General features: G+C 63.7%; 15 protein-coding genes. 7 read left to right on the top strand and 8 right to left on the bottom strand.

Going from position 1 to position 20,606, the window contains the following annotated elements; genetic code table 11:
• Positions 1 to 23: 23 nt before the first annotated feature.
• Together CWO89_RS21460 and CWO89_RS21455 are read right to left on the bottom strand one after the other, a co-directional pair.
• Complete coding sequence (locus CWO89_RS21460; protein WP_130580730.1) at positions 24 to 1,634, bottom strand: MDR family MFS transporter; 1,611 nt, start codon at positions 1,632 to 1,634, stop codon at positions 24 to 26.
• A gap of 34 nt (positions 1,635 to 1,668) precedes the next feature.
• A complete protein-coding gene (locus CWO89_RS21455; protein WP_130580728.1) occupies positions 1,669 to 2,820 on the bottom strand; it encodes an HlyD family secretion protein in 1,152 nt (383 codons plus the stop codon).
• Positions 2,821 to 2,964: 144 nt separating this feature from the next.
• Here CWO89_RS21455 and CWO89_RS21450 point away from each other — a divergent pair, with 144 nt between their 5' ends.
• The 5 genes from CWO89_RS21450 (at position 2,965) to mctP (ending at position 8,517) form a co-directional block, all read left to right on the top strand.
• Positions 2,965 to 3,876: a LysR family transcriptional regulator gene (locus CWO89_RS21450; protein ID WP_130580726.1), complete on the top strand. Its 912-nt coding sequence runs from the start codon at positions 2,965 to 2,967 to the stop codon at positions 3,874 to 3,876.
• Between the two features lie 215 nt (positions 3,877 to 4,091).
• The gene (locus CWO89_RS21445) at positions 4,092 to 5,366 is read left to right on the top strand and encodes a serine hydrolase domain-containing protein (protein ID WP_130580725.1); all 1,275 of its coding nucleotides are present in this window, start codon (positions 4,092 to 4,094) and stop codon (positions 5,364 to 5,366) included.
• A gap of 31 nt (positions 5,367 to 5,397) precedes the next feature.
• Entirely contained in the window at positions 5,398 to 6,582 is a 1,185-nt protein-coding gene (locus tag CWO89_RS21440) for an acyltransferase family protein (protein ID WP_130580723.1), read from the top strand.
• Positions 6,583 to 6,829: 247 nt separating this feature from the next.
• Positions 6,830 to 7,006, top strand: coding sequence for a DUF3311 domain-containing protein (locus CWO89_RS21435; protein ID WP_130580722.1), 177 nt, complete (start codon positions 6,830 to 6,832; stop codon positions 7,004 to 7,006).
• Positions 7,007 to 7,017: 11 nt separating this feature from the next.
• Positions 7,018 to 8,517, top strand: coding sequence for a monocarboxylate uptake permease MctP (gene mctP / locus CWO89_RS21430; RefSeq protein ID WP_130580721.1), 1,500 nt, complete (start codon positions 7,018 to 7,020; stop codon positions 8,515 to 8,517).
• Here the strand turns inward: mctP and CWO89_RS21425 are convergent.
• Positions 8,490 to 11,933, bottom strand: coding sequence for an indolepyruvate ferredoxin oxidoreductase family protein (locus CWO89_RS21425; protein WP_130580720.1), 3,444 nt, complete (start codon positions 11,931 to 11,933; stop codon positions 8,490 to 8,492). The two genes, mctP and CWO89_RS21425, sit on opposite strands and share 28 nt — an antisense overlap.
• 152 nt (positions 11,934 to 12,085) lie before the next feature.
• Here CWO89_RS21425 and CWO89_RS21420 point away from each other — a divergent pair, with 152 nt between their 5' ends.
• Entirely contained in the window at positions 12,086 to 12,565 is a 480-nt protein-coding gene (locus tag CWO89_RS21420; RefSeq protein ID WP_130580719.1) for an Lrp/AsnC family transcriptional regulator, read from the top strand.
• 123 nt (positions 12,566 to 12,688) lie between these two features.
• On the opposite strand, the gene CWO89_RS21415 is transcribed toward CWO89_RS21420, so the two are convergent.
• Genes CWO89_RS21415 through CWO89_RS21405 form a run of 3 tightly spaced genes read right to left on the bottom strand, consistent with a single transcriptional unit; the run spans position 12,689 to position 15,922 of the window.
• Positions 12,689 to 13,474: a fumarylacetoacetate hydrolase family protein gene (locus CWO89_RS21415; protein WP_130580718.1), complete on the bottom strand. Its 786-nt coding sequence runs from the start codon at positions 13,472 to 13,474 to the stop codon at positions 12,689 to 12,691.
• Between the two features lie 12 nt (positions 13,475 to 13,486).
• Positions 13,487 to 14,854 carry an LLM class flavin-dependent oxidoreductase gene (locus CWO89_RS21410; RefSeq protein ID WP_130580717.1) on the bottom strand — a complete coding sequence of 456 codons (1,368 nt, stop codon included), beginning with the start codon at positions 14,852 to 14,854 and terminating at the stop codon, positions 13,487 to 13,489.
• Positions 14,855 to 14,869: 15 nt separating this feature from the next.
• Complete coding sequence (locus CWO89_RS21405) at positions 14,870 to 15,922, bottom strand: Ldh family oxidoreductase (RefSeq protein ID WP_130580716.1); 1,053 nt, start codon at positions 15,920 to 15,922, stop codon at positions 14,870 to 14,872.
• A 377-nt stretch (positions 15,923 to 16,299) separates the two neighbouring features.
• Between CWO89_RS21405 and CWO89_RS21400 the strand changes: the two genes are divergently transcribed.
• Positions 16,300 to 19,863 carry a bifunctional diguanylate cyclase/phosphodiesterase gene (locus CWO89_RS21400; protein WP_130580715.1) on the top strand — a complete coding sequence of 1,188 codons (3,564 nt, stop codon included), beginning with the start codon at positions 16,300 to 16,302 and terminating at the stop codon, positions 19,861 to 19,863.
• Here CWO89_RS21400 and CWO89_RS21395 read toward each other — a convergent pair.
• Positions 19,837 to 20,202: a hypothetical protein gene (locus CWO89_RS21395; RefSeq protein ID WP_245476428.1), complete on the bottom strand. Its 366-nt coding sequence runs from the start codon at positions 20,200 to 20,202 to the stop codon at positions 19,837 to 19,839. The two genes, CWO89_RS21400 and CWO89_RS21395, sit on opposite strands and share 27 nt — an antisense overlap.
• A 31-nt stretch (positions 20,203 to 20,233) precedes the next feature.
• Positions 20,234 to 20,473 carry a DUF2171 domain-containing protein gene (locus CWO89_RS21390; RefSeq protein ID WP_130580714.1) on the bottom strand — a complete coding sequence of 80 codons (240 nt, stop codon included), beginning with the start codon at positions 20,471 to 20,473 and terminating at the stop codon, positions 20,234 to 20,236.
• Between the last annotated feature and the right edge of the window lie 133 nt (positions 20,474 to 20,606).

Below are 20,606 nucleotides of genomic sequence, written 5' to 3'. Positions count from 1 at the left end.
GATGAATCCCAACAGACCCTAGTCTAATGCGCGCCACCGCCGGCAAGTGCGCCCGGCTTCTTCAGCAGCGCCGCGGCGAACAGGGCGACGATCAGTGCAACGCCCATCACGTAGAAGGTGTCGCTGAAAGCTAGAATATAGGCCTGCTTCTGCACGATCCTGCCGACCGCGACGATGGCGCGGTGCGTCGCGTCGGCATGGTCGGCGACGCCATGGCTCATGAAATATTGCGTGAGCTGCTCGATCCGCGTGCGGGTCGCCTGCTCCAGCAGCGAGACCGACTGCATCAGCACGTTGGAGTGATACTGCTCGCGTTTGGTCAAGAGCGTCTGCAATAGCGCGATGCCGACGGCGCCGCCGAGATTGCGCATCATGTTAAAAAGCCCCGATGCCGAGCCGGCATTCTCTGCCTCGATGCCCGCGGTCGCGACCGCCGACAGCGGCGCCATCACCAGCGCCTGGCCGATCGCGCGCACGATGTTGGGCCAGAACAACTGGTCGGTGGCGTAGTCGTTGGTCATGTAGATGTTCATGAAATTCGAGGCCGCGAACAGCGTGAATCCGACCCCGATGATGATGCGTGGGTCGAAGCGCTGCATAAGGCGCGGCACCAACGGGATGAGCGCGAGCTGCGGCAGCCCCGTCCATGCCAGCACCATGCCGATCTGCTCGGCGTTGTAGCCCTGAATCCGTGACAGATATTGCGGCAGGATGAACACCGAGCCGTACAGCGCGGTGCCAAGCAGGAAATTGGCCAGCATGCCGAAGCCGAAGTTGCGGCGGAGCAGCAGGCGTAGGTTGAGCAGCGGCTTGTTCGTGGTCAGCTCGATCACAATGAAAGCCGCCAGCGCCACCGCCGCGATGACGGAGAGGCGGACGATGAAGGACGAGCCGAACCAGTCGTCCTTGTTGCCTTCCTCCAGCACCGTCTGCAGCGCCGACAGGCCGATCGCCATGGTGAGGATGCCGGGCCAGTCGCCTTCGCGCAGAAGCGAAAGCTTCATCGGCTTCGCTTCCAGCGAGAAATAGAGCATGCCGACCATGATCGCGCCGGGCACCAGGTTGACATAGAAGATGTACTGCCAGCCCCAGTTCTCGGTGAGATAGCCGCCGATGGTCGGGCCGATGGCGGGAGCAAACGTCGCCGACAGGGCGAACAACGCGAGCCCGACCGGCTGCTTCGCCCTCGGCAGCAGCATGATGATCAAGGTGAACGCCATCGGGATCAGCACGCCGCCGGTGAAACCCTGCACGGCGCGCAGCACGATCATCTGCGGCAGGTCATGTGCCAGCGCGCAGGCCGCCGAGAAGACGAGGAACAGCACAGCATTGGTCAGGAGATAGCGGCGGATCGAGAACACCTGCGCGAGCCAGCTGCTCAAGGGGATCACCACGATCTCGGCGACCAGATAGGAGGTCGAGATCCAGCCGCCGTCATCGATGCCGGCGCCGATCGCGCCCTGGATGTCCGCCAGCGAGGCGTTGACAATCTGGATGTTGAGCACCGCCATGAAGGCGCCGAGATTGGCGCCGACCACCGCGATCCAGATCTTTGCGGGGATGGCCGGTGCCGCGGGTGTTGGGCTGAGGTCCGCTGAGGACGCGGCGTTGAGCGTGGGCTGTAGCGTTGTCATTAGTCTCGTCCGCTAGCGCATGATGAACTCACCGCTAGCCCCCGTTCGGATGCGCGGCGCCGGAGGCGAGCCGGCTTTTGGCTTCGCGCTCGGCCAGCACGGTGGCCTTGGTGTCGACGGTCGGCACCGCGGACATGCCCGGGCGCAACAGGCCCTTCAGCCTGATATCATCGAGCACGATCTTGACCGGCACGCGCTGCACGATCTTGGTGAAGTTGCCGGTCGCGTTGTCCGGCGGCAGTAGCGCGAATTCGAGCCCGCTCGCGGGCGACAGGCTGTCGACATGGCCGCGCAGCTTGGTGCCGCGGAAACTGTCGATCTCGACTTCGACCGGCTGGCCGTTGCGCACATTCGTGAGCTGCGTCTCCTTGAAGTTGGCGACGACATAGACGGCGTCGAGCGGCACGACCGCCATCAACTGCGTGCCGGCCTGAACATACTGTCCGACCCTGAGCGAGCGCGCGCCGACGGTGCCGTCGACCGGCGCGGTGATGCGGGCATAGCTGAGGTTCAACGATGCCTGCTGCTCCATCGCACGGGCACGGTCGAGCTGGGCGACCGCCTTGGCACGTTCGGTGGTGAGTACATCGACCTTGCGCTGGGCGGCGAGCAGGCCGGATCTGGAGTGCTGCAATTGCGCGTTGTTGGCACGAAGCGCGGCATCGGTCTGCTGCGCGCGCTGCACCGTGCCGGAGCCGGTCTTCATCAGCCCCTCGTAACGAGCCTGCTCTTCCTGCGCGAATTTCAGATTGGCTTCGGCGGCGGCGACGTCGGCGGTGCCTTGCTCGATAATCGGCTGCTGCAGCGCGAGCTGGGCATCGAGGTTGCGCACCGCGGCCTCGGAGGCGTCGACATCGGCATGGGCCTGGGCGAGCGCGGCGCGGAAATCGCGGTCGTCGATTTCGGCCAGCAACTGGCCGGCCGTGACCGGCTGGTTGTCGCCGACCAGCACCTGCGCGATGTACCCGGAGACCTTTGGCGAGACGATCGTGGAATCGGCCTTCACATATGCGTCATCGGTCGATTCGAGGTAGCGGCCGGTGGTGAGGTAGTCGTAGCCGAAATCGGCAATGCCGGCGATGCCGAGCACGGCAGCCAGCGCCAATGCCGCCCGCCTGACCGCCAGCCGCGACGGGCGCAGGCTTATTTTTTCTTTTGTATCAGTGACATAGGATGTCGTCGACATGGCTACCCCGCATGCGTTTAGGCGCGCCTCCTCACGCAGGAGGGCGCCAAATCCGTGGGGTAGATGCGATGTCTCCAGCGCTGTGATAATCCCGCAAAAACTGGAAGGATTATCCAGTGAGAGCAAACAATCGGGAACTCGCTCATGGACCGGTTGACCAGCCTGACGGCCTTTGTCCGGGTGGTGGATAGCGGCGGCTTTTCGGCCGCCGGGCGCCGCCTCAACATGTCCACGACGATGGTCAGCAACCACGTCCAGGCGCTGGAGGATCGGCTCGGCGTCCGGCTGCTCAACCGCACCACGCGCAAGGTGAGCCTTACCGAGGTGGGGCGCACCTATTACGACCGCTGCGTCCAGATCCTTGCCGACATCGAGCAGGCCGACGACATCGCGGGCGCGCTGCACTCGACGCCGCGAGGCACGCTGCGCGTCTATACCCATACCCACACGGTGCCGTATGTCGCGCCCGTCGTCGCCGAGTTCCTCAAGACTTATCCGGAGGTCAAAGTCGATCTCTCGATGGGCGAGCGCACGGTCGACATGATCGACGAGGGCTTTGACGTGGCTGTGCGCATGATCCGGCCGCCGGATTCAAGCCTGATCGTGCGCAGTCTCGCCACCTGGCGCCACGTGCTGTGCTGCTCGCACGACTATATCGAACGGCATGGAACGGTGCATGAGCTCGCCGAGCTCAGCGAGCGCGATTGCGTCCGCCATGTGAATTATCCTTACCAGGACGAGTGGCGGTTCATCGATCGCGGCGGCGCGCCGGCATCGGTGAAGGTGTCCGGCCGGTTCATCACCAACAGCGGCGAGGCGCTGCGCATGGCGGCGCTGCAGGGCGCCGGCATTTGCCTCGCTGCAGGGTTCATGGTTCACGGCGATCTCGAAGCCGGACGGCTGGTCCGCCTGCTGCCGGAATACCGGCCCGTCGAGCTTTCGCTGAATGCGGTCTATCCGCACCGCCATCATCTATCGGCGAAGGTGCGGACCTTCATCGACATGCTGGTCGACCACAGCGCCGAGCAGCGGAAGCTGATCGACCCGTATTCGTGATGCCGCAATCGCCGGGTTGGTAGGGTGGGCAAAGCGCAGCGTGCTCACCATTCACGGCGTGCTCGGAATGGTGGGCACGCTGCGCTTTGCCCACCCCACAATTCGTCGCTCTTTTCGTATTTGCCCGTTCGCGCACCGCCGTCTGATATGAGATGATGGCGCAGCGCGCCGCAATCCAATAAATTGCCGGTGACCGGAGGGCAGGAGGGAGCAGCATGTTTGCGCTGAAGCGGGTGTCATTGCGCCGAATCATGACGCCGCTTGCCGTGATGCTCGCCTGCCTGATCGCGCCGCTGCCGGCCGCAGGCTTCGGACCGCCACCGAATGCGCCGCTGTCGATGGAAAAGCTCTCGCGTCTCGACGACTTCCTTACCGAGCAGAGCGCGACCGGAAAGATTCCTGGCGCGGCGCTGCTGATCCAGCGGCATGGCAAGCCGATCTATTTCAAATGCTTCGGCAAGCGCGACGTCGAAGCGAACATCGACATGACCACGGATACGATCTTTCCGCTGCATTCGGTGACGAAGACCGTCACCAGCGTGGCGGCGATGATCCTGATCGACCGCGGCAAGATCGCGCTCGACGATCCCGTCAGCAAATACATCCCCTCCTTTGCCAACATGAAGGTCGGCGTCGAGCGCAAGGACGAGTCGGGCCGCCCGGTGCTCGATCTGGTGCCGCTGGTCCGTCCGATCACGATCGAGGATCTGTTGCTGCATACTTCGGGCATCACCTACGGCTTCTATGGCACGGGGCTGGTGAAGGCGGCCTATGACGGCATCTATCTCGGCGATTTCGACAATGCCGAATTCGCCGCGCGGATCGCGAAGCTGCCGCTCGCCGAGCAGCCGCGCACATTATGGGACTACGGTCATTCGATCGATGTGCTCGGCCGCGTCATCGAGGTCGCATCGGGGCAATCGCTCTATGAGTTCGAGAAGACGGCGCTGTTCGAGCCGCTCGGCATGACCACGACCAAATATTTCCTGACCGATCCGGCGGAGCGCGCCCGCTACGCGCGGCGGCTGCGCAGTGACGAGCGTGTCGAGCGCAATCCGCTCGACGTCACGCGTTGGGAATCCGGCGGCGGCGGCCTGGTGTCGACGGTAGCCGACATGGCGCGTTACGGCCAGATGCTGCTCAATGGCGGCACGCTGGATGGCAAGACCATCCTCGGCCCGAAAACCTTTAAGGCGATGACGACTGACCATATCGGGCCGGGATCGGGCGTCGCCCGCAACTTTTTCTATTATCCTGGCGACGGCTTTGGCTTCGGCTACGGGTTCGGCATCCGCACCGATGCCGGCAACGCCGTGCCGCCTCCGCCGGGCTCGCCCGGCGAGATCAAGTGGGACGGCGGGTCGGGGGCGTATATCGTCGTCGACCCGGCCCAGGACATGTTCTTCGTGCTGCTCTTGAACGCGCCCTCCGGGCGATGGCACGTTGAGGTCAACGTCAAGAAGATCGTTTACGACGCATTCGAAAACTGATCGAACAGAAATCTGATCCGGAACGGCCCCGATGCTGCGCAAGACCGATGGAACCGATCAAAGCGCAATCGCGACGACCCGCATCGTTGCGCTCGACCGCGCGCGCACCTTCATCATCCTGTTGGTGCTGATCCATCATTCGGTGGTGAACTACACTCATTTCGGCAGCGGCGACAAAGCGCGCTGGCTCGGCTTCGATCTCGTCGTGCTGTTCAACGACAGTTTCTTCATGGCCTGCATGTTCCTGATCTCGGGCCTGTTCGTACACGACAGCCTGACGCGCCGGGGAGGAGCGAATTTCATCGCCAGCCGCACCTGGCGCCTCGGCATTCCCTATCTGGTATCGATCTTCGTGCTAATGCCGGTGGCCTATTATCCGACCTTCCTGCGCTATCATCTGCCTGATACCACCGATTTCAATTTCTTCCATTTCTGGTGGCACACGCTCACCATCGGGCCGTGGCCGTCGGGACCGGCGTGGTTCTTGTGGGTGCTGCTCGCGTTCAATATTCTGACCGTCGCCGTATGGTCGCTCGGGCCGCGGCTGCTCAAGGGCTTGGGCCAGGTGATCTTCGTGACGCGCAACCGGCCGATGACGGTGTTCGCCGCATTCCTGATGGTCTCGCTCGTCTCCTACGTGCCGATGCGCCTGATCTTCGGTGATGCGAGCTGGCTCGAGCCGGGCGGTTATCCGCTGCCGATCCAGACCAGCCGCATCTTGCTCTATGCCGCCTATTTCTTCACCGGCGTCGGCATCGGCGTGGTCAGCCTGCGCAGGGGCATTTTCGCGGAAGACGGCGAAGTGGCGAAGCGCTGGCTGCTGTGGCTTGGCTACGCGCTCGCGTTCTACGGCGCGATCCTGTTCCTGGTCTACGCTCACCACAACTGGATCGATTTCAACAATCCGCCGACGTGGTGGGAAGTGGCTTACGCCTTTGCTTTCGCGCTGTTCAGCGCGGCGATGGCGTTCGCGCTGCCGGCAACCTTCCTGCGTTTCGCAAAGGCCAAATTACCCATGTTAGATGCCATGCAGCCATCGGCTTATGGCATCTATCTCCTGCACTACATCTTCATCATCTACCTGCAATACCTGGTCTACGACCGTGCCTGGCCGGCCGGCGTGAAGGCCGCCATCGTGTTCGCCGGTACGCTCGCGGCAAGCTGGGCGCTGACGATGGCGCTGCGCAGGATCCCGATCGTGGCGCGGATGATCTAGTACCGTAGCCCGGGTGGAGCGGAACGCGGAACCCGGGACATCTGCATCAGCGGTTACGAGTTTCCCCGGGTTACGCTGACGCTCCACCCGGGCTACGAGGCTGTTTCCCCAAGTGCTGAGATGAAGCTCGCTCGCGCAACGCAGCAATGTCGAAATGTGCTTGGCTCAGCAACGATCCACTGGTTACAGCGTTTCCAGTCACGAGCCGGCGCGAGGTCGCCGGCGAGCCTGGAGTTAGAATCCTGCGATGTGGTTGTTGTTGCTGCTGCCGTTCGTCGGCCTGTTGTGGGTGCCCTTCTATAATTTCATGGAACCGTCGCTGTTCGGCTTTCCCTTCTTCTACTGGTATCAGCTCGCCTGGGTGCCGATCACTTCACTCTTGATCTGGCTGGTGTACCGCGGCCGCAAGCCTGACGAAGCCTGAGGACGCGCGTCATGGCCGATCAGATCGAATGGATTCCGCTTTCCGTCTTCGTTTTCTTCTTTGCGCTCGTCACCGTCATGGGCTTCATGGCGGCGCGCTGGAAATCCGGCGCCACCAGCGAGCATCTCGATGAATGGGGGCTCGGTGGCCGGCAATTCGGCACCTGGATCACCTGGTTCCTCGTCGGCGGCGACTTCTATACTGCCTACACCATCATCGCCGTGCCCGCGCTGGTGTATGCTGTCGGCGCCTATGGCTTCTTTGCGCTGCCTTACACCATCATCGTCTATCCCTTCGTGTTCGCGGTGATGCCTCTGTTGTGGAAAGTGGCGCATGCCAAAGGCTACGTCACCGCTGCTGACGTCGTGCACGGCACCCATGAATCGCGCGCGCTCGAATTCGTCGTCGCGCTCACCGGCATCGTCGCGACGATGCCCTATATCGCGCTGCAGTTGATCGGCATGGGCGTCGTGATCAAGGCGATGGGACTAACCGGCGAACTGCCGCTCGTCGCGGCCTTCGTCATCCTTGCGCTCTATACCTATAGTTCCGGCCTGCGCGCGCCGGCGCTGATCGCCTTCGTCAAGGACGTGATGATCTATATCGTCGTGCTGGTGGCGGTCGTAGTGGTGCCGGCGAAGCTCGGCGGTTACGCCGCAGTGTTCGCCGCCGCGAATGATGCCTTCACGGCAAAGGGCGGCGCCACCGGCCTGATCCTGAAACCGTCGCAGATGCTCCCTTACGCGACGCTCGCGCTCGGCTCGGCGCTCGCGGCCTTCATGTATCCGCACACGCTGACCGGCATCTTTGCTTCCAAATCTGCCGAGACGATCCGCAAGAATGCGATCCTGCTGCCGGCCTATACGCTGCTGCTCGGCCTGATCGCGCTGCTTGGCTACATGGCCCATGCCGCGCACATCCAGGTGTCCTCGCCGAACGACGTGGTGCCGATGCTGTTCAAGGCGCTGTTCCCGTCCTGGTTCGCAGGCTTCGCCTTCTCGGCGATCGCGATCGGCGCTTTGGTGCCGGCGGCGGTGATGAGCATCGGCGCCGCCAACCTCTTCACGCGCAATATCTGGAAGTCCTACATCAATCCAGACATCACCCATGCCGGCGAGGCATCGGTGGCGAAGATCGCCTCGCTGGTGGTGAAGGTCGGCGCGTTGGCCTTCATCCTGTTCCTGCCGACGCAATATGCGCTCGACCTGCAACTGCTCGGCGGCCTCTGGATCATGCAGATCCTGCCGGCGCTGGTGTTCAGCCTGTTCACACGCTGGTTCCGCGCCGAAGGGTTGCTGCTCGGTTGGGCGGCCGGGATCGGCTGGGGATCATGGACGGCGTGGAGCAATGGGCTGAAGCCGCTGGCAACGATCAGCTACGGTGGCGATAGCTACAGCTTCTATGTCGGGCTCGGCGCGCTGATCCTCAACATCGCCGTTGCGGCGATCGCGACGGTGGTGGTCACCTGGCTGTCACCGGCGGCTCAACGCGACGCCCCGGCGCGATCCTGACGCAGCGCCGACAGGCGCGCGACCTCCACCTTCACCTTGGCGATTGCGGCGTCCTTCACCGGGCCGTAGCCGCGGATTTCCATCGGTGCTCTGGCAATCGTGAGGATGTCGGGCATCCGTCGCGCATCGAGCCTGCCGAGCATGGCATCGATCTGTCCCTCATACCAAGCGATGAGGTCGCGCTCCGCGCGGCGCTCGGCGGTGTAGCCGAAGACGTCGAACGGCGTGCCGCGCAGCGTCTTCAGGCGCGCAAGGATCTTCAGAGGCGTCCTGATCCATGGGCCGAAGCTGCGCTTGCGTGGCCGGCCGCGCGCGTCCTTGCTTGCCGGCAGGAATGGCGGCGCCAGATGATATCTCACCGAGAAGTCGCCTTCGAACTGCTGGCGCAATTCGTCGAGGAAGCCGGTCTCCATGTGAAGCCGCGCCACCTCATACTCGTCCTTGTAGGCCATCAGCTTGAACAAAGCGCGCGCGACTGCGTCCGTCAGCGCCTCGGTTCCCAGCGAAGCTTCCGCATCCTGCACACGCTTCACCATTTTCCGGTAGCGCGCGGCATAGGCTGCATCCTGGTAGGCCGTCAGAAAGTCGGCGCGGCGCGCAATCGTCTGATCAAGCGTTTCCGCTTCGATCATTCTCGCATTATCCGCGCCGGGCAGGAAGTTCGGATCGGCGCTGGCGATGCGTCCCCAGGCAAAGGCCTGCTTGTTGCGTTCGACGGCGACGCCGTTGAGCTCGATCGCGCGGAGCAGCGCGTTCAGCGAGACCGGGACCAGTCCCTGCTGCCAGGCGAAGCCGAGCATGATGATGTTGGCATAGACGGTATCGCCGAGCAGCCGCTCGGCCAGCGCATTGGCGTCGATCGCGCCGAGATGACCGCAGCCGATCACGTTCTCGATGGCGCGCAGGCGGGCTGATGCAGCAAGGTCCGCATCGCGGAAGCGCACGACGTCGCCGGTCGGCATCTCCGCGCTGTTCATCGCGGCGCGCATGCCCTTCCGATAGGTGCCCGACGCCTTGGCAGAGGAACTGACGACGACATCGCAGCCGATCAGCGCGTCGGCCGCGCCCTGGTCGATGCGAACCTGGTGCAGTTCGTCTGGGCTCGACGCGATGCGGATGTAGCTCAGCACTGGCCCGAACTTCTGCGCAAAGCCGGTGAAATCGAGCACCGAGACGCCGCGGCGCTCAAGATGCGCGGCCATGCTGATCAGCGCACCCACGGTGATGACGCCGGTGCCGCCGACGCCGGTCACGAGGAGATCATAGGGACGATCGAGCGGTGCAAGCGGCGACAGGGGCAGCATGGCGGCACGCGCCTGTGGATCGATGCTGCTCGCAGACTTCGCACGGCGCTTGGCGCCTTCCACGGTGACGAAGCTCGGGCAGAAGCCGTTGAGGCAGGAGAAATCCTTGTTGCAGGTGGAGAGATTGATGCGGCGCTTGCGGCCGAACGGCGTCTCCTTCGGCTCGACGCTGAGGCAGTTCGATTCGACCGAGCAGTCGCCGCAACCTTCGCAGACGAGGTCGTTGATATAGGCAAAGCGGGGCGGGTCTTCGATCTGGGCGCGCTTGCGCCGGCGGCGTTTTTCGGTGGCGCAGGTCTGCTGGTAGATCAGCACGGAGACGCCGGGAATTTCGCGCAGCTCGCGTTGCACGGCATCCATCTCCTCGCGCGGATGGATGGTGACGCCGATGGGGAAGTCGGCGGGCGCAAACTGCGAGGGAGCATCCGAGACCAGCGCGATCCGCGACACGCCTTCGGCGCGGACGCTGTGGGCGATGGCATGCACGCTCACGGGCCCGTCGACCGGCTGGCCACCGGTCATGGCAACCGCGTCGTTGAACAGGATCTTGTAGGTGATGTTGGCGCCGGCCGCGACGGCCTGGCGGATCGCCATCGATCCGGAGTGATAATAGGTGCCTTCGCCGAGATTCTGGAAGATGTGCTTGTTGCCGGTGAAGCGCGACGATGCCGCCCAGTTGACACCTTCGCCGCCCATCTGGATCAAGGACGAGGTCTCGCGGTCCATCCAGCTCGCCATGAAATGGCAGCCGATGCCGGCGAGCGCCTTCGATCCCTCGGGCACTTTGGTCGAGGTGTTGTGCGGGCAGCCGGAGCAGAAATAGGGTGTGCGCGTTGCGCCCGCGACCGTGATGACGCGCTGTGCATCGGGCGCGAGCGCGGCGGTGCGCTTCGCAAGATCGAGGCCGGGGAAGATTGGGTCGAGGCGCCGCGCCAGCACGTCGGCGAGCGCGCGTGGCGACAATTCGCCGATCCATGAGATCAGGCGCGCGCCGGTCTCGTCATGCTTGCCGACCATCCACTCCGGCTTCGAGCCCGGATAGTCGTAGAAATATTCCTTGAACTGGCTTTCGATGATACCGCGCTTCTCCTCCACCACGAGGATCTCGCGTTTGCCCTTCACGAACTCCATCGCATCGTGCAGCGCGAGCGGCCAGACCATGCCGACCTTATAGATATCGATGCCGAGGCGGCGGCAGGCGGCCTCATCGAGGCCTAGCAGCCGCAGCGCTTCCATCAGGTCGAGATGCGCCTTGCCGGTCGTGACGATGCCATAGGTCGCATGCGGGATGTCGTAGATGTGGCGGTCGATCGGGTTGGCTTTTGCAAAGGCGTAGACCGCGTGCTTCTTTGCTTCCAATCGCTCCTCGATCTGCGGACCTGGAAGATCGGGCCAGCGATAGTGCAGGCCGCCGGGCGGCGGCGTGAAATCGGGGGCGCGAAAAGCGCGCGGCGGGCGCAGTGCAACGGAGGCGCCGGATTCGACGATCTCCGAGATCGCCTTGAAGCCGACCCACATGCCGGAGAAGCGGCTCAGCGCGTAGCCGTATTCGCCGAATTCGAGATATTCGGCGACGCTTGCCGGATGCAGCGTCGGCATGAACCAGCTCATGAAGGCGACGTCGGACTGGTGCGGCATCGAGGAGGAGACACAGCCATGATCGTCGCCCGCGACAACAAGCACGCCGCCATGCGGCGACGAGCCATAGGCATTACCGTGTTTCAGCGCATCGCCGGAACGGTCGACGCCCGGGCCCTTGCCGTACCAGAGGCCGAACACACCTTGCACGGTGCGATCGGGCTGGGTCTCGACCTGCTGCGAGCCGAGCACCGCGGTTGCCGCAAGGTCTTCGTTGACTGCGGGCAGGAATTCGATGCGCTCCGCCTTGAGGCGATCGGCGATGCGCCAGAGTTCGAGATCGACGCCGCCGAGCGGCGAACCGCGATAGCCGGAGATGAAGCCGGCGGTGTTGAGCCCCGCCGCGCGGTCGCGTTTCGCCTGGTCGAGCACGATGCGGACGATCGCCTGCGTGCCCGTGAGGAAGACGCGCCCGTGATCGCGTTCGTAGCGGTCGGAAAGCTGGTAGGTGTCGAGGGAGGAAATGGCGTCCATGGCCGGCCTCGCGCATCGGATTCGAGTCCCTCGACGGTAATCCCGTCGGTCTGGCAAGTGTTACCTATTCATCCCAAAAACGCGCCGAAAATCGGTAGAATTTTGTAGGGAGCTATGATTTTTGGTGGAGCTTACCAAACGGAGATGCCCTCATGGTCGAAGAGCAGGACGAACGCATCCTCACTGAGCTGCAGAAGAACGGACGCGCGACCAACCAGGAGCTTGCCGAGGCGGTCGGCATGTCGACCTCGGCCTGCTGGCGGCGCGTGCGCGCGCTGGAGGAGTCCGGGGTGATATCGGGCTATTCGGCGCTGGTGGAGCGCGAGCGCGCCGGCTTCGCGACCTCGGCGATCCTTCATGTCTCGCTGGAGCGGCATGATGCGAAATTCGTCGACGAATTCGTGGCGCGGGTGAAACGGCGCAGTGAGGTCCTGGAATGTTTCGCGACCACGGGCGACGCCGACTATCACCTGCGCGTCGTGGTGCGCGACATGCACGCCTATAATCAGTTCCTTGACGAGTTCATGTTCCGCGTGCCCGGCATCCGCTATGTCCGCACCAACATGATCCTGAAGGAGATCAAGACCGGCGTCGCCCTGCCGTTTGACACCCGGCGGCCGCGGAAGGATTAAGGGAGCGATCCGCGGACGCGATGCCGTAGCCCGGGTGAAGCGTTAGCGTAACCCGGGGCGGGTCGCAAACGTTGACGCAGATGTCCCCGGGTTACGCGTTCCGCTTCACCCGGGCTACAAGTTTCAGAGGTTCTCTCTTACGAACCGGTTACGCAGCGTGCCGATGCCGGTGATGTCGATCTCGACAACGTCGCCCGCTTTCAGGTCCGGCGAGGCGCCGTCGGTGCCCATCCAGATCACGTCGCCCGGCCACAGCGTGAAATACTTCGTCAATTCGACGATGAAGGGGACGATGCCGAAGATCATGTCGTTGGTGCGGAAGCGGTTGGTCTCCTTGCCGTTGACCCGCACCACCGTCTCCATGGTGTCGAGATCGACATCGGTCTCGATCCATGGACCCATCGGCTTGAAGGTGTCGGCATTCTTGGAGCGCCACAGGCCGCGGTCGGCCTTCTGCCAACTGCGCTCACTGACGTCGTTGCCGATGGTGTAGCCGAACACGCAAGACATCGCGTTTGCCGCATCGAGGTGTTTTGCCTTCTTGCCGATGACGACCACGAGCTCGCCCTCGTAGTGGATATTTTCCGTTGCAGTCGCGGGGATCACCACGTCCTCGTCATGGGCGATCAGCGCGTTCTGGGCGCGGTAGCCGATTTCGGGCCGGTCAGGCACGGCCGGGATCTCGCCGCGCTTGTCGGCGGCTTCCTTCAGGTGCTTCAGATAATTCAGCCCGACGCAATAGAAGGTGCGCGGGATCAGCGGCAGCTCGATCCTCACGTCGCCAAGTGCATGCGTCAGCGCGGTGCGCCGCCATTCGCCGAAGGGATCGCCGTCCACGGTGATGACCTTCTCACCCTCGACGTGACCCCAGGAGGTTTTTCCCTGGGCGGTGAATTTGAGCCAACGCATCGATTTTCTCTCTTATTCGGCCGCGACCTGCGGTTGGGTTTTCCACACACCGGCGACGGGACGGGGCAGGCCGAGATTCTCGCGCAGCGTCTTGCCGGCGTAGTCACGGTGGAAGAGCCCGCGGCGCTGCAATTCCGGCACGACGTGGCGAACGAAATCAGCGTAGGAACCGGGCACATAGCTCGCCGCAATGACAAAGCCGTCGCAGCCGCGCCCGACGAACATCTCCTCCAGCCGATCGGCGATTTCCTTCGGTCCGCCGACGATCGCATCCTGCACCAGGCCGCGGCCGGAGAAGGTGATGAAGTCGCGCGTGCTCGGATTGGCCTTGCCGGAGGTTTTCAGCACGCCGTCGCGGATGCCGAGCATGCCTTGCATGCCCTGCAGTTCTTTCGTCGTCAGCGGCTCGTCGATGCCCTTGGCGCCGAAATCGAAATTCAGCCCCTCGGCGAGCAGCGACAGCGCGTCGATCTCCAGCGGCAGCTTCTGGATCAGCGCCATCCGGTCTTCCGCCTCGGCCTTGGTTGCGCCGCAGACCGGCGTTGTCAGATTGCAGAGAAACATCTGCTCGGGATCGCGGCCGGCCGTTGCGGCCTCATTGCGGATCGCCTCATAGCCTTGCCTTGCGCTCGCAAGATTGCGCGCGGCGGTGAAGATCACCTCGCCCCATCGCCCGGCGAAGCGCTGGCCGCGGCCGGAAGCGCCGGCCTGGATGATGACAGGATGGCCCTGCGGCGAACGCGGCACCGTGAAGGGTCCGCGCGACTTGAAGAACTTTCCATCGTGATCGAGCCGCTTCACCTTGGTCGGATCGGCAAAGCGGCCGCTCTTTTTGTCGATGATAACAGCGCCGTCTTCCCAGGAATCCCAATGGCCGAGCACGACCTCCATGAATTCGTCGGCGCGGTCGTAGCGCAAATCGTGTTCGAGATGGTGCTCGCGGCCCATGTTGAGCGCTTCGCCGTCATTGACCGACGTCACCACGTTCCAGCCGGCACGGCCGCCGGTCATCAGGTCGAGGGTGGCGAAACGGCGCGCGGCGTCGAACGGCTCGTAATAGGTGGTCGAACAGGTCGAGGCGAGGCCGAGCTTCTCGGTGACCATGCCCATCGTGGTCAGCACGATGATCGGATCCATCTTCACGCAGCGGATGCCGTATTCGACGGTATGGGCGTGATCGTTGCCATAGCGGTCCGGCATCGCCAGACGGTCGTCGAAGAACGCCATGTGGAATTTGCCGGCTTCCAGGATCCGCGCGATCTCCTGGTAGTAATCCGCCGACATCGAATCGTCGCGCGATTCCGGATGGCGCCAGGAGCCCGGCAGATTGGTGCAGTTCTGCGCCTGCAGGAAGCCGACCAGTGCCAATTGCCGTGTCATGCCGTTATCCCTGTCTCACGCCAGATCGAGTTGTTTTGTCAGCCCGTACTCGCCGGCGAGCGCGCGGAGCTTGTCCCAGGTCGCATCCTCGATCTCGATGCCGTTCTTCCGACGCTCCTGCTCGCGCAGAAATTCGACCTCGCCGGGATAGAACACGCCCGGACTTCCTTCCGAGGGCGGCGTCGATTTCAGGTAGCGTGCAAACTCCGCCACCTCGCGCTTGAAATCCTGCAGCGGACGGAAGGCGGCAACATTGAACACCGCCATGAAGCATCCGTCATTGTGGCGCCCGGTCGGCTCAACGCCGAATCCAAGCCCGGTGAGCAGGCCGCACAGGACTTCCACCATTGCTGCCAGGCCAGAGCCCTTATAGCCCTCGCTGCCGCCGAGCGGCAGCAACGCGCCGCCCTTGCGATAGTCTGTCGGGTCGGTGGTGTGGCGGCCCTCGGCGTCGATGATCCATCCGGTTGGAATCCGTTCGCCGCGCGCGACCGCGAGCTGGATCTTGCCGGCCGCGACCGCCGATGTCGCCATGTCCAGATAGAAGGGCGCCTCGAGCTCGGAGGGCACTGCGATCGAGATCGGGTTGGTGCCGAGCCGCGCCTCGCGGCCGCCGAACGGCGCGACGTGTTTTGGCGAGCGGCCGGAATCGGCGGTGGCAATCCCGATCATGCCCTCGCGCATCGCCATCAGCGGATAGTGCGCGAGCCGCCCGACATGGCTCTGCCGGAACACGGTGCAGGCGGCGACATTGGCGGTCTTCGCCTTCGCAATCGTCAATTCCATCGCCTTGGCATTGACGTGGAAGCCAAAGCCCCAATTGCCGTCGATCACGGTCGTGGTCGGCGATTCCTGGACGATGGTCCATTTCGCGCCGGGCACGATATGGCCGGCCTTGATGCGGTCGATATAGGTCGGGACCGCGATGATCCCGTGCGAGTCGTGACCGGCGAGGTTGGCGTTGACGCAGCCGACCGCGACCGCCTGGGCTTCCTCCTCCGACGCGCCGGCGCCGCGCAGCAGCGCCGCACCGATGCGGGTGAGACGATCGGCGTGGACGATCGGCATGGGGTTTCCTCAGGTTGAAGCCCGCGTCACGTGGCGGGTCTTGCTTGTTTGTGGTTCGCCATGGTCTCAAAGGAGTAGGCGACGAGCAAGGCCAGAATGTCCGGTCCGCCATGACGCCGGCGCGGCTTTTCAGGGCAGCGGGTCTCATGGCAGGGAACCGAGCCCCTGCAGGGGTCGCGTCGCGCCTCAGTCAGTGGCGCGCCGCGTCAGAAGAAATCGTCAACAAACCGGTAATTTTGCGGGGGTTCTATCCGACTTTGTTCGCCCCACATTTACTCTGACTCGCAACTTATAGCTGTTCCTAACGTCCACTTAGGTCTCTGCTCCGCATAAAATCCCGCGGGGCCGGCCGAGACTGGCCGCAGGGAGTTGATCGCTTGGAGCAGACCATCAGGGGTACCTTCGCGGCGTTGAACGCCAGCAACGAAGCGATCCTGTACGCCAAATCGCCGGAGGAGCTGTACGCCAAGGTCTGCGAGGCCGCGTTTTCCAGCGGCGACTTCCTGGCGACGGCGGTCTTCCTGCTGGATGCCGAGACCAGCCTGCTGCGCTTTGCGGTCGGGTTCGGCGACGATATCGCGCGGCTGCGCGGCATCCCCATCTCGATCATAGCGAATACGCCGGAGGGCGAAGGGGTGTGCGGACAGGCGTTCCGGGACCAGAAGGCCTGTGTCAGCAACGACTATCTGAATGACCAGCGCTCGCTCGCCTGGCGCGCCGGCGTCCGCGATAGCGAGGTTGCCGCGGCAGCGGCAATGCCGCTGATCTGCAATGGCCGCAGCGTCGGCGTTTTCCTTGTCACCCGGCGCGAGGTCGGCTCGCTCGGCAACGAGCTCGTGTCGCTGCTGGCGCGCATGGCCGCGAATGTTTCGTTTGCGCTGGACAATTTCGAGCATGAGCGCATGCGCAAGAGCAGCGAACGGGCGATGCGCCGGCTGAACCAGATGTTCGGCGCCATCAGCGCGACCAACGAAGCGATCCTTCGCGCCAAGACCGAGCACGATCTCTATCAGCGGGTCTGCGACGCCGCCGTCCATAGCGGGAAATCCGTTGCCGCCGTGGTCCTGCTCGCTGACCCGGATTCCCATTGGCTCGAACCGGTCGCCGGCACTGGCGACGCCATCGACCTGATCACGCAAACGCGCTTCTCGATCGATCCGGACAATATCTACGGCAAGGGCGTCTGCGGGCAGGCGTTCCGGACGCAGCGGCCGTGCATCAACAACGATATCCCGAAATCGGACGGTCCGTGGCGACAGGTGGGATACGACGCCGGCGTCATGGCCTGCATCGCGGTCCCCGTGACCAAGTTCGGCAAGAGCATCGGCGTCTTGTTGTTCTTTGTCGGCAGGTCGTGGGCGACGGACGAAGAGATCGTCGCGCTGATGGCGCGGATCGCCGAGAACGTATCGGTGGCGCTCGACAATTTCGAACACGCCAATGAAAAGGCCAGGGCCGAGCGGCAAAAGGATCGGTTGTCGCGAATGTTCGCGGCGCTGAGCGCGACCAACGAAGCGATCATGCGGGCGAAGTCACGAGAGGAGATGTTCAAGCTGGTGTGCCAGGCGGCCGGCAAGGGCGCCAGGTTCAACTCGACCAGCATCTTCCTGGTCGCGCCCGGCAGCGACTATCTCGAGATGGCGGCGACCGCAGGACCGACGTCCGAGAACGCCCGCAATCTCAAGGTATCGATCGACGAGGCTGTTCCGGAGGGGCGCGGGCTTTGCGGGACGGCATTCCGTTCCAGGCAGGCCAGCATCAACAACAACTTCCTGAAGGACATTGAGGACAGTGCGTTCCGGGACATCATCGAACGCGAGGGCGCGCGATCGGGCGCGGCGTTCCCGTTGTTCGTCGACGGTGAGCCGGTCGGCGTGATGCTCTTCATCTCGTCCGAACACGACACCTTTATCGCCGAGTTCGCCGAACTGCTGCAGCGGCTGGCTGACAACGTGTCGTTCGCGCTTGGCAGCTTCGAGCGCGCTGACGAGAAGGCGAGGACCGAGGAGCAGAAGGAGCGGCTGACGCGGATGTTTGCGGCGCTCAGCGCCACCAACGAAGCGATCATGCGGGCGAAGTCGCGGACCGAGCTGTTCCACCTGGTCTGCGAGGCCGCCGTCGTCGGCGGCAATTTCACCTCCACCGCGATTGCGCTGGAGCGGCCAGGCGACGACTACCTGGAAAACGTCGCCTCGGCCGGTCCCGACGGCGAGCGCGCGTTCAACGTGCGTCTGTCCATCAATGCGGCGCATCCCGAAGGGCGGAGCCTCACCGGCATCGCGTTCCGCACCCGGAAACCCTGCATCAGCAACGACTATCTCGGCGACTTCGGCGATTCGAGCCCGTTCTATCAGGTCCTGCGCGACGCCGGCACCCGCTCGGGCGCCGCATTTCCGTTATTGAAGAACGGCAAGCCGATCGGCGCCATCATCTTCCTCTCCTGCGAGATCGGCGCCTTCAGCCCCGAGTTGATCGGGCTGTTGCGACGTCTCGCCGATAACGTCTCGTTCGCGCTGGAAAATTTCGATCGCGCCGACGAGAAGGCGAGGGCCGACGAGCGGATCGAATATCTCGCCTCGCACGACGGCCTGACGCGTTTGCCCAACCGGGAAACCTTCAACGAATTGCTGCGCCACGCGATCGAGGTGGCCGGCCGTCATCAGCGTCAGTTCGCGCTGCTGTTCATCGATCTCGACCGTTTCAAGGTCATCAACGATTCGCTTGGCCACGACGCCGGCGACCTGCTGCTGGTCAAGATCGCCGATCGCCTACGCGGGACCTTGCGTTCGAGCGACGTCATCGCCCGGCTCGGCGGCGATGAATTCGTCGTCATTCTGGAAGAGACCGACCGTGCCGACGTCGAGACGATCGCCGAGAGCCTGTTGTCGGCACTCAGCCAGCCGCTGCAACTGAGCGGCCACGAATGCCAGACCACGGCCTCGATCGGCGTCGCGATGTATCCTGCGGATGGCTTGGACGCCAAGACGCTGACCAAGAACGCCGACATGGCGATGTATCTCGCCAAGGAGGACGGCAAGAACGGCTTCCGCTTCTACTCCAAGGAGATCAAGACGCAGTCGATTGAGCGGCTGACGCTGGAGAATGCCCTGCGCCGCGCGCTGGAGCGCGATCAGTTCTCGCTCTTCTACCAGCCGAAGATCGACATCGCGAGCGGCCAGATCACCGGCGTCGAAGCGCTGCTGCGCTGGACCCATCCCGATCTCGGGCAGGTCGCGCCCGCCCAGTTCATTCCGCTTGCGGAGGAAATCGGGCTGATCGTGCCGATCGGTCGCTGGGTGCTGAAGGAGGCCTGCGCGCAGAACATGGCCTGGCAGCGCCGCGGCTTGCGGCCGGTGACGATGGCGGTCAACCTCTCGCCGCGGCAATTCGGCGACGAGAATCTCCTGCACGACGTCGACGAGGCGCTGCTTTCAAGCGGCATGTCGCCGGCGTTGCTGCAGCTCGAGGTCACCGAAAGCATGGTGATGCGCAACGTGCCCCGGACGATCCGGGTGCTGGATGCGATCCAGAGCCGCGGCATCCGCCTGGCGATCGACGATTTCGGCACCGGCTATTCGTCGATGTCGCTGATGAAGCAGTTTCCGATCGATACTATCAAGATCGATCGCTCCTTCGTGCGCGACCTCGCCCGCGACAGCGAGGACCAGGCGATCGCGCAGGCCATCATCAGCATGGGCAAGGCGCTCGGCATGACCGTGATCGCCGAGGGCGTGGAGACGGCCGAGCAGGAGCGCTTCCTGCGCGACCATGGCTGCGACGAGATGCAGGGCTTTCGGCTCAGCAAGCCGCTGCCCGCGCGGGAGCTCGCCGAGTTGTTGCGCTCGGCGCCGGCGCTTATTTCTCCGCCGCTGCAGCCTGAGGAAGATGCCGCGGACGATCAGGCAGCGTTGGACCTAGGGCGGAAACGCGCTGTCATCTGATGGCTGCACATGCAGGTCGCGCACATCCGAATCGGTCGACTTCACCTTGCGCGAGAAATCATAAGGCCACGGCAGATAGGTTTGGCCGGCAAGCGATTTGAGCAGGACAGCAGCGCCTGCGGCGTAAGTCTCGCCCTTGGCGAGGCCCAATCGGATACTCCAATCGGCCGGCAATTCCACCACGGATTGGCGCAGTTCGAATGCCGGCCCCCACCACCAGGCAGGCGCCGGCGGCCGTTCACTTTCCGGAATGGCGCGCCAGCGTCCATATTCGTCGACGATGCGCTCAAATTGCAGTTTCGCGGCTGGATGCATCGGGCTTCTCTGTTGTGCTCTCATGATATCCGCCTCCGCGCCCCGCGCAAAGCCGCTATTGCTGGCCGTGTTGCCAGTGCGTGGTCACCTCAGTGCCGGTCTTGTTCAGATGAACGTGCTGGTCGACATGGTCCACCCAGGACAGCGGAATGAAATGATGGTGCTGTCCGTCCGGTGAGCTTTGCTTGGTCAGCTTGATCTTGTCGGTTCCTTCGAGATGATCGACCTTTCCAACCGTCTTCCGGTCCGACGAGATGACGTCCATATGTTCCTTGATCTCTGTGGCCATTGCCATCGTTGATCTCCGTACAGTTGGAGAGGATGAACGCGGCAGCCGAGCAAAGGTTGCTGTGCGTGTAGGGTGGGCAAAGCGCAGCGTGCCCACCACCACGGGCGGAGTGCTTGACGGTGGGCACGCTGCGCTTTGC

It is taken from the genome of Bradyrhizobium sp. Leo170 (assembly GCF_004296405.1).
In the GTDB taxonomy this organism is placed as follows: domain Bacteria; phylum Pseudomonadota; class Alphaproteobacteria; order Rhizobiales; family Xanthobacteraceae; genus Bradyrhizobium.
Note: the sequence above shows the minus strand (reverse complement) of the source record. Positions and strands in the feature narration are given on the sequence as shown.

Excerpts from the sequence above, each read along its gene's own strand:
- CWO89_RS21415 (WP_130580718.1), bottom strand. The coding sequence starts at position 13,474 with ATGCGTTGGCTCAAATTCACCGCCCAGGGAAAAACCTCCTGGGGTCAC.
- CWO89_RS21450 (WP_130580726.1), top strand. The coding sequence starts at position 2,965 with ATGGACCGGTTGACCAGCCTGACGGCCTTTGTCCGGGTGGTGGATAGC.
- CWO89_RS21390 (WP_130580714.1), bottom strand. The coding sequence starts at position 20,473 with ATGGCAATGGCCACAGAGATCAAGGAACATATGGACGTCATCTCGTCG.
- CWO89_RS21425 (WP_130580720.1), bottom strand. The coding sequence starts at position 11,933 with ATGGACGCCATTTCCTCCCTCGACACCTACCAGCTTTCCGACCGCTAC.
- CWO89_RS21420 (WP_130580719.1), top strand. The coding sequence starts at position 12,086 with ATGGTCGAAGAGCAGGACGAACGCATCCTCACTGAGCTGCAGAAGAAC.
- CWO89_RS21405 (WP_130580716.1), bottom strand. The coding sequence starts at position 15,922 with ATGCCGATCGTCCACGCCGATCGTCTCACCCGCATCGGTGCGGCGCTG.
- CWO89_RS21435 (WP_130580722.1), top strand. The coding sequence starts at position 6,830 with ATGTGGTTGTTGTTGCTGCTGCCGTTCGTCGGCCTGTTGTGGGTGCCC.
- CWO89_RS21410 (WP_130580717.1), bottom strand. The coding sequence starts at position 14,854 with ATGACACGGCAATTGGCACTGGTCGGCTTCCTGCAGGCGCAGAACTGC.
- CWO89_RS21445 (WP_130580725.1), top strand. The coding sequence starts at position 4,092 with ATGTTTGCGCTGAAGCGGGTGTCATTGCGCCGAATCATGACGCCGCTT.
- CWO89_RS21395 (WP_245476428.1), bottom strand. The coding sequence starts at position 20,202 with ATGAGAGCACAACAGAGAAGCCCGATGCATCCAGCCGCGAAACTGCAA.
- CWO89_RS21440 (WP_130580723.1), top strand. The coding sequence starts at position 5,398 with ATGCTGCGCAAGACCGATGGAACCGATCAAAGCGCAATCGCGACGACC.
- mctP (WP_130580721.1), top strand. The coding sequence starts at position 7,018 with ATGGCCGATCAGATCGAATGGATTCCGCTTTCCGTCTTCGTTTTCTTC.
- CWO89_RS21455 (WP_130580728.1), bottom strand. The coding sequence starts at position 2,820 with ATGTCGACGACATCCTATGTCACTGATACAAAAGAAAAAATAAGCCTG.
- CWO89_RS21460 (WP_130580730.1), bottom strand. The coding sequence starts at position 1,634 with ATGACAACGCTACAGCCCACGCTCAACGCCGCGTCCTCAGCGGACCTC.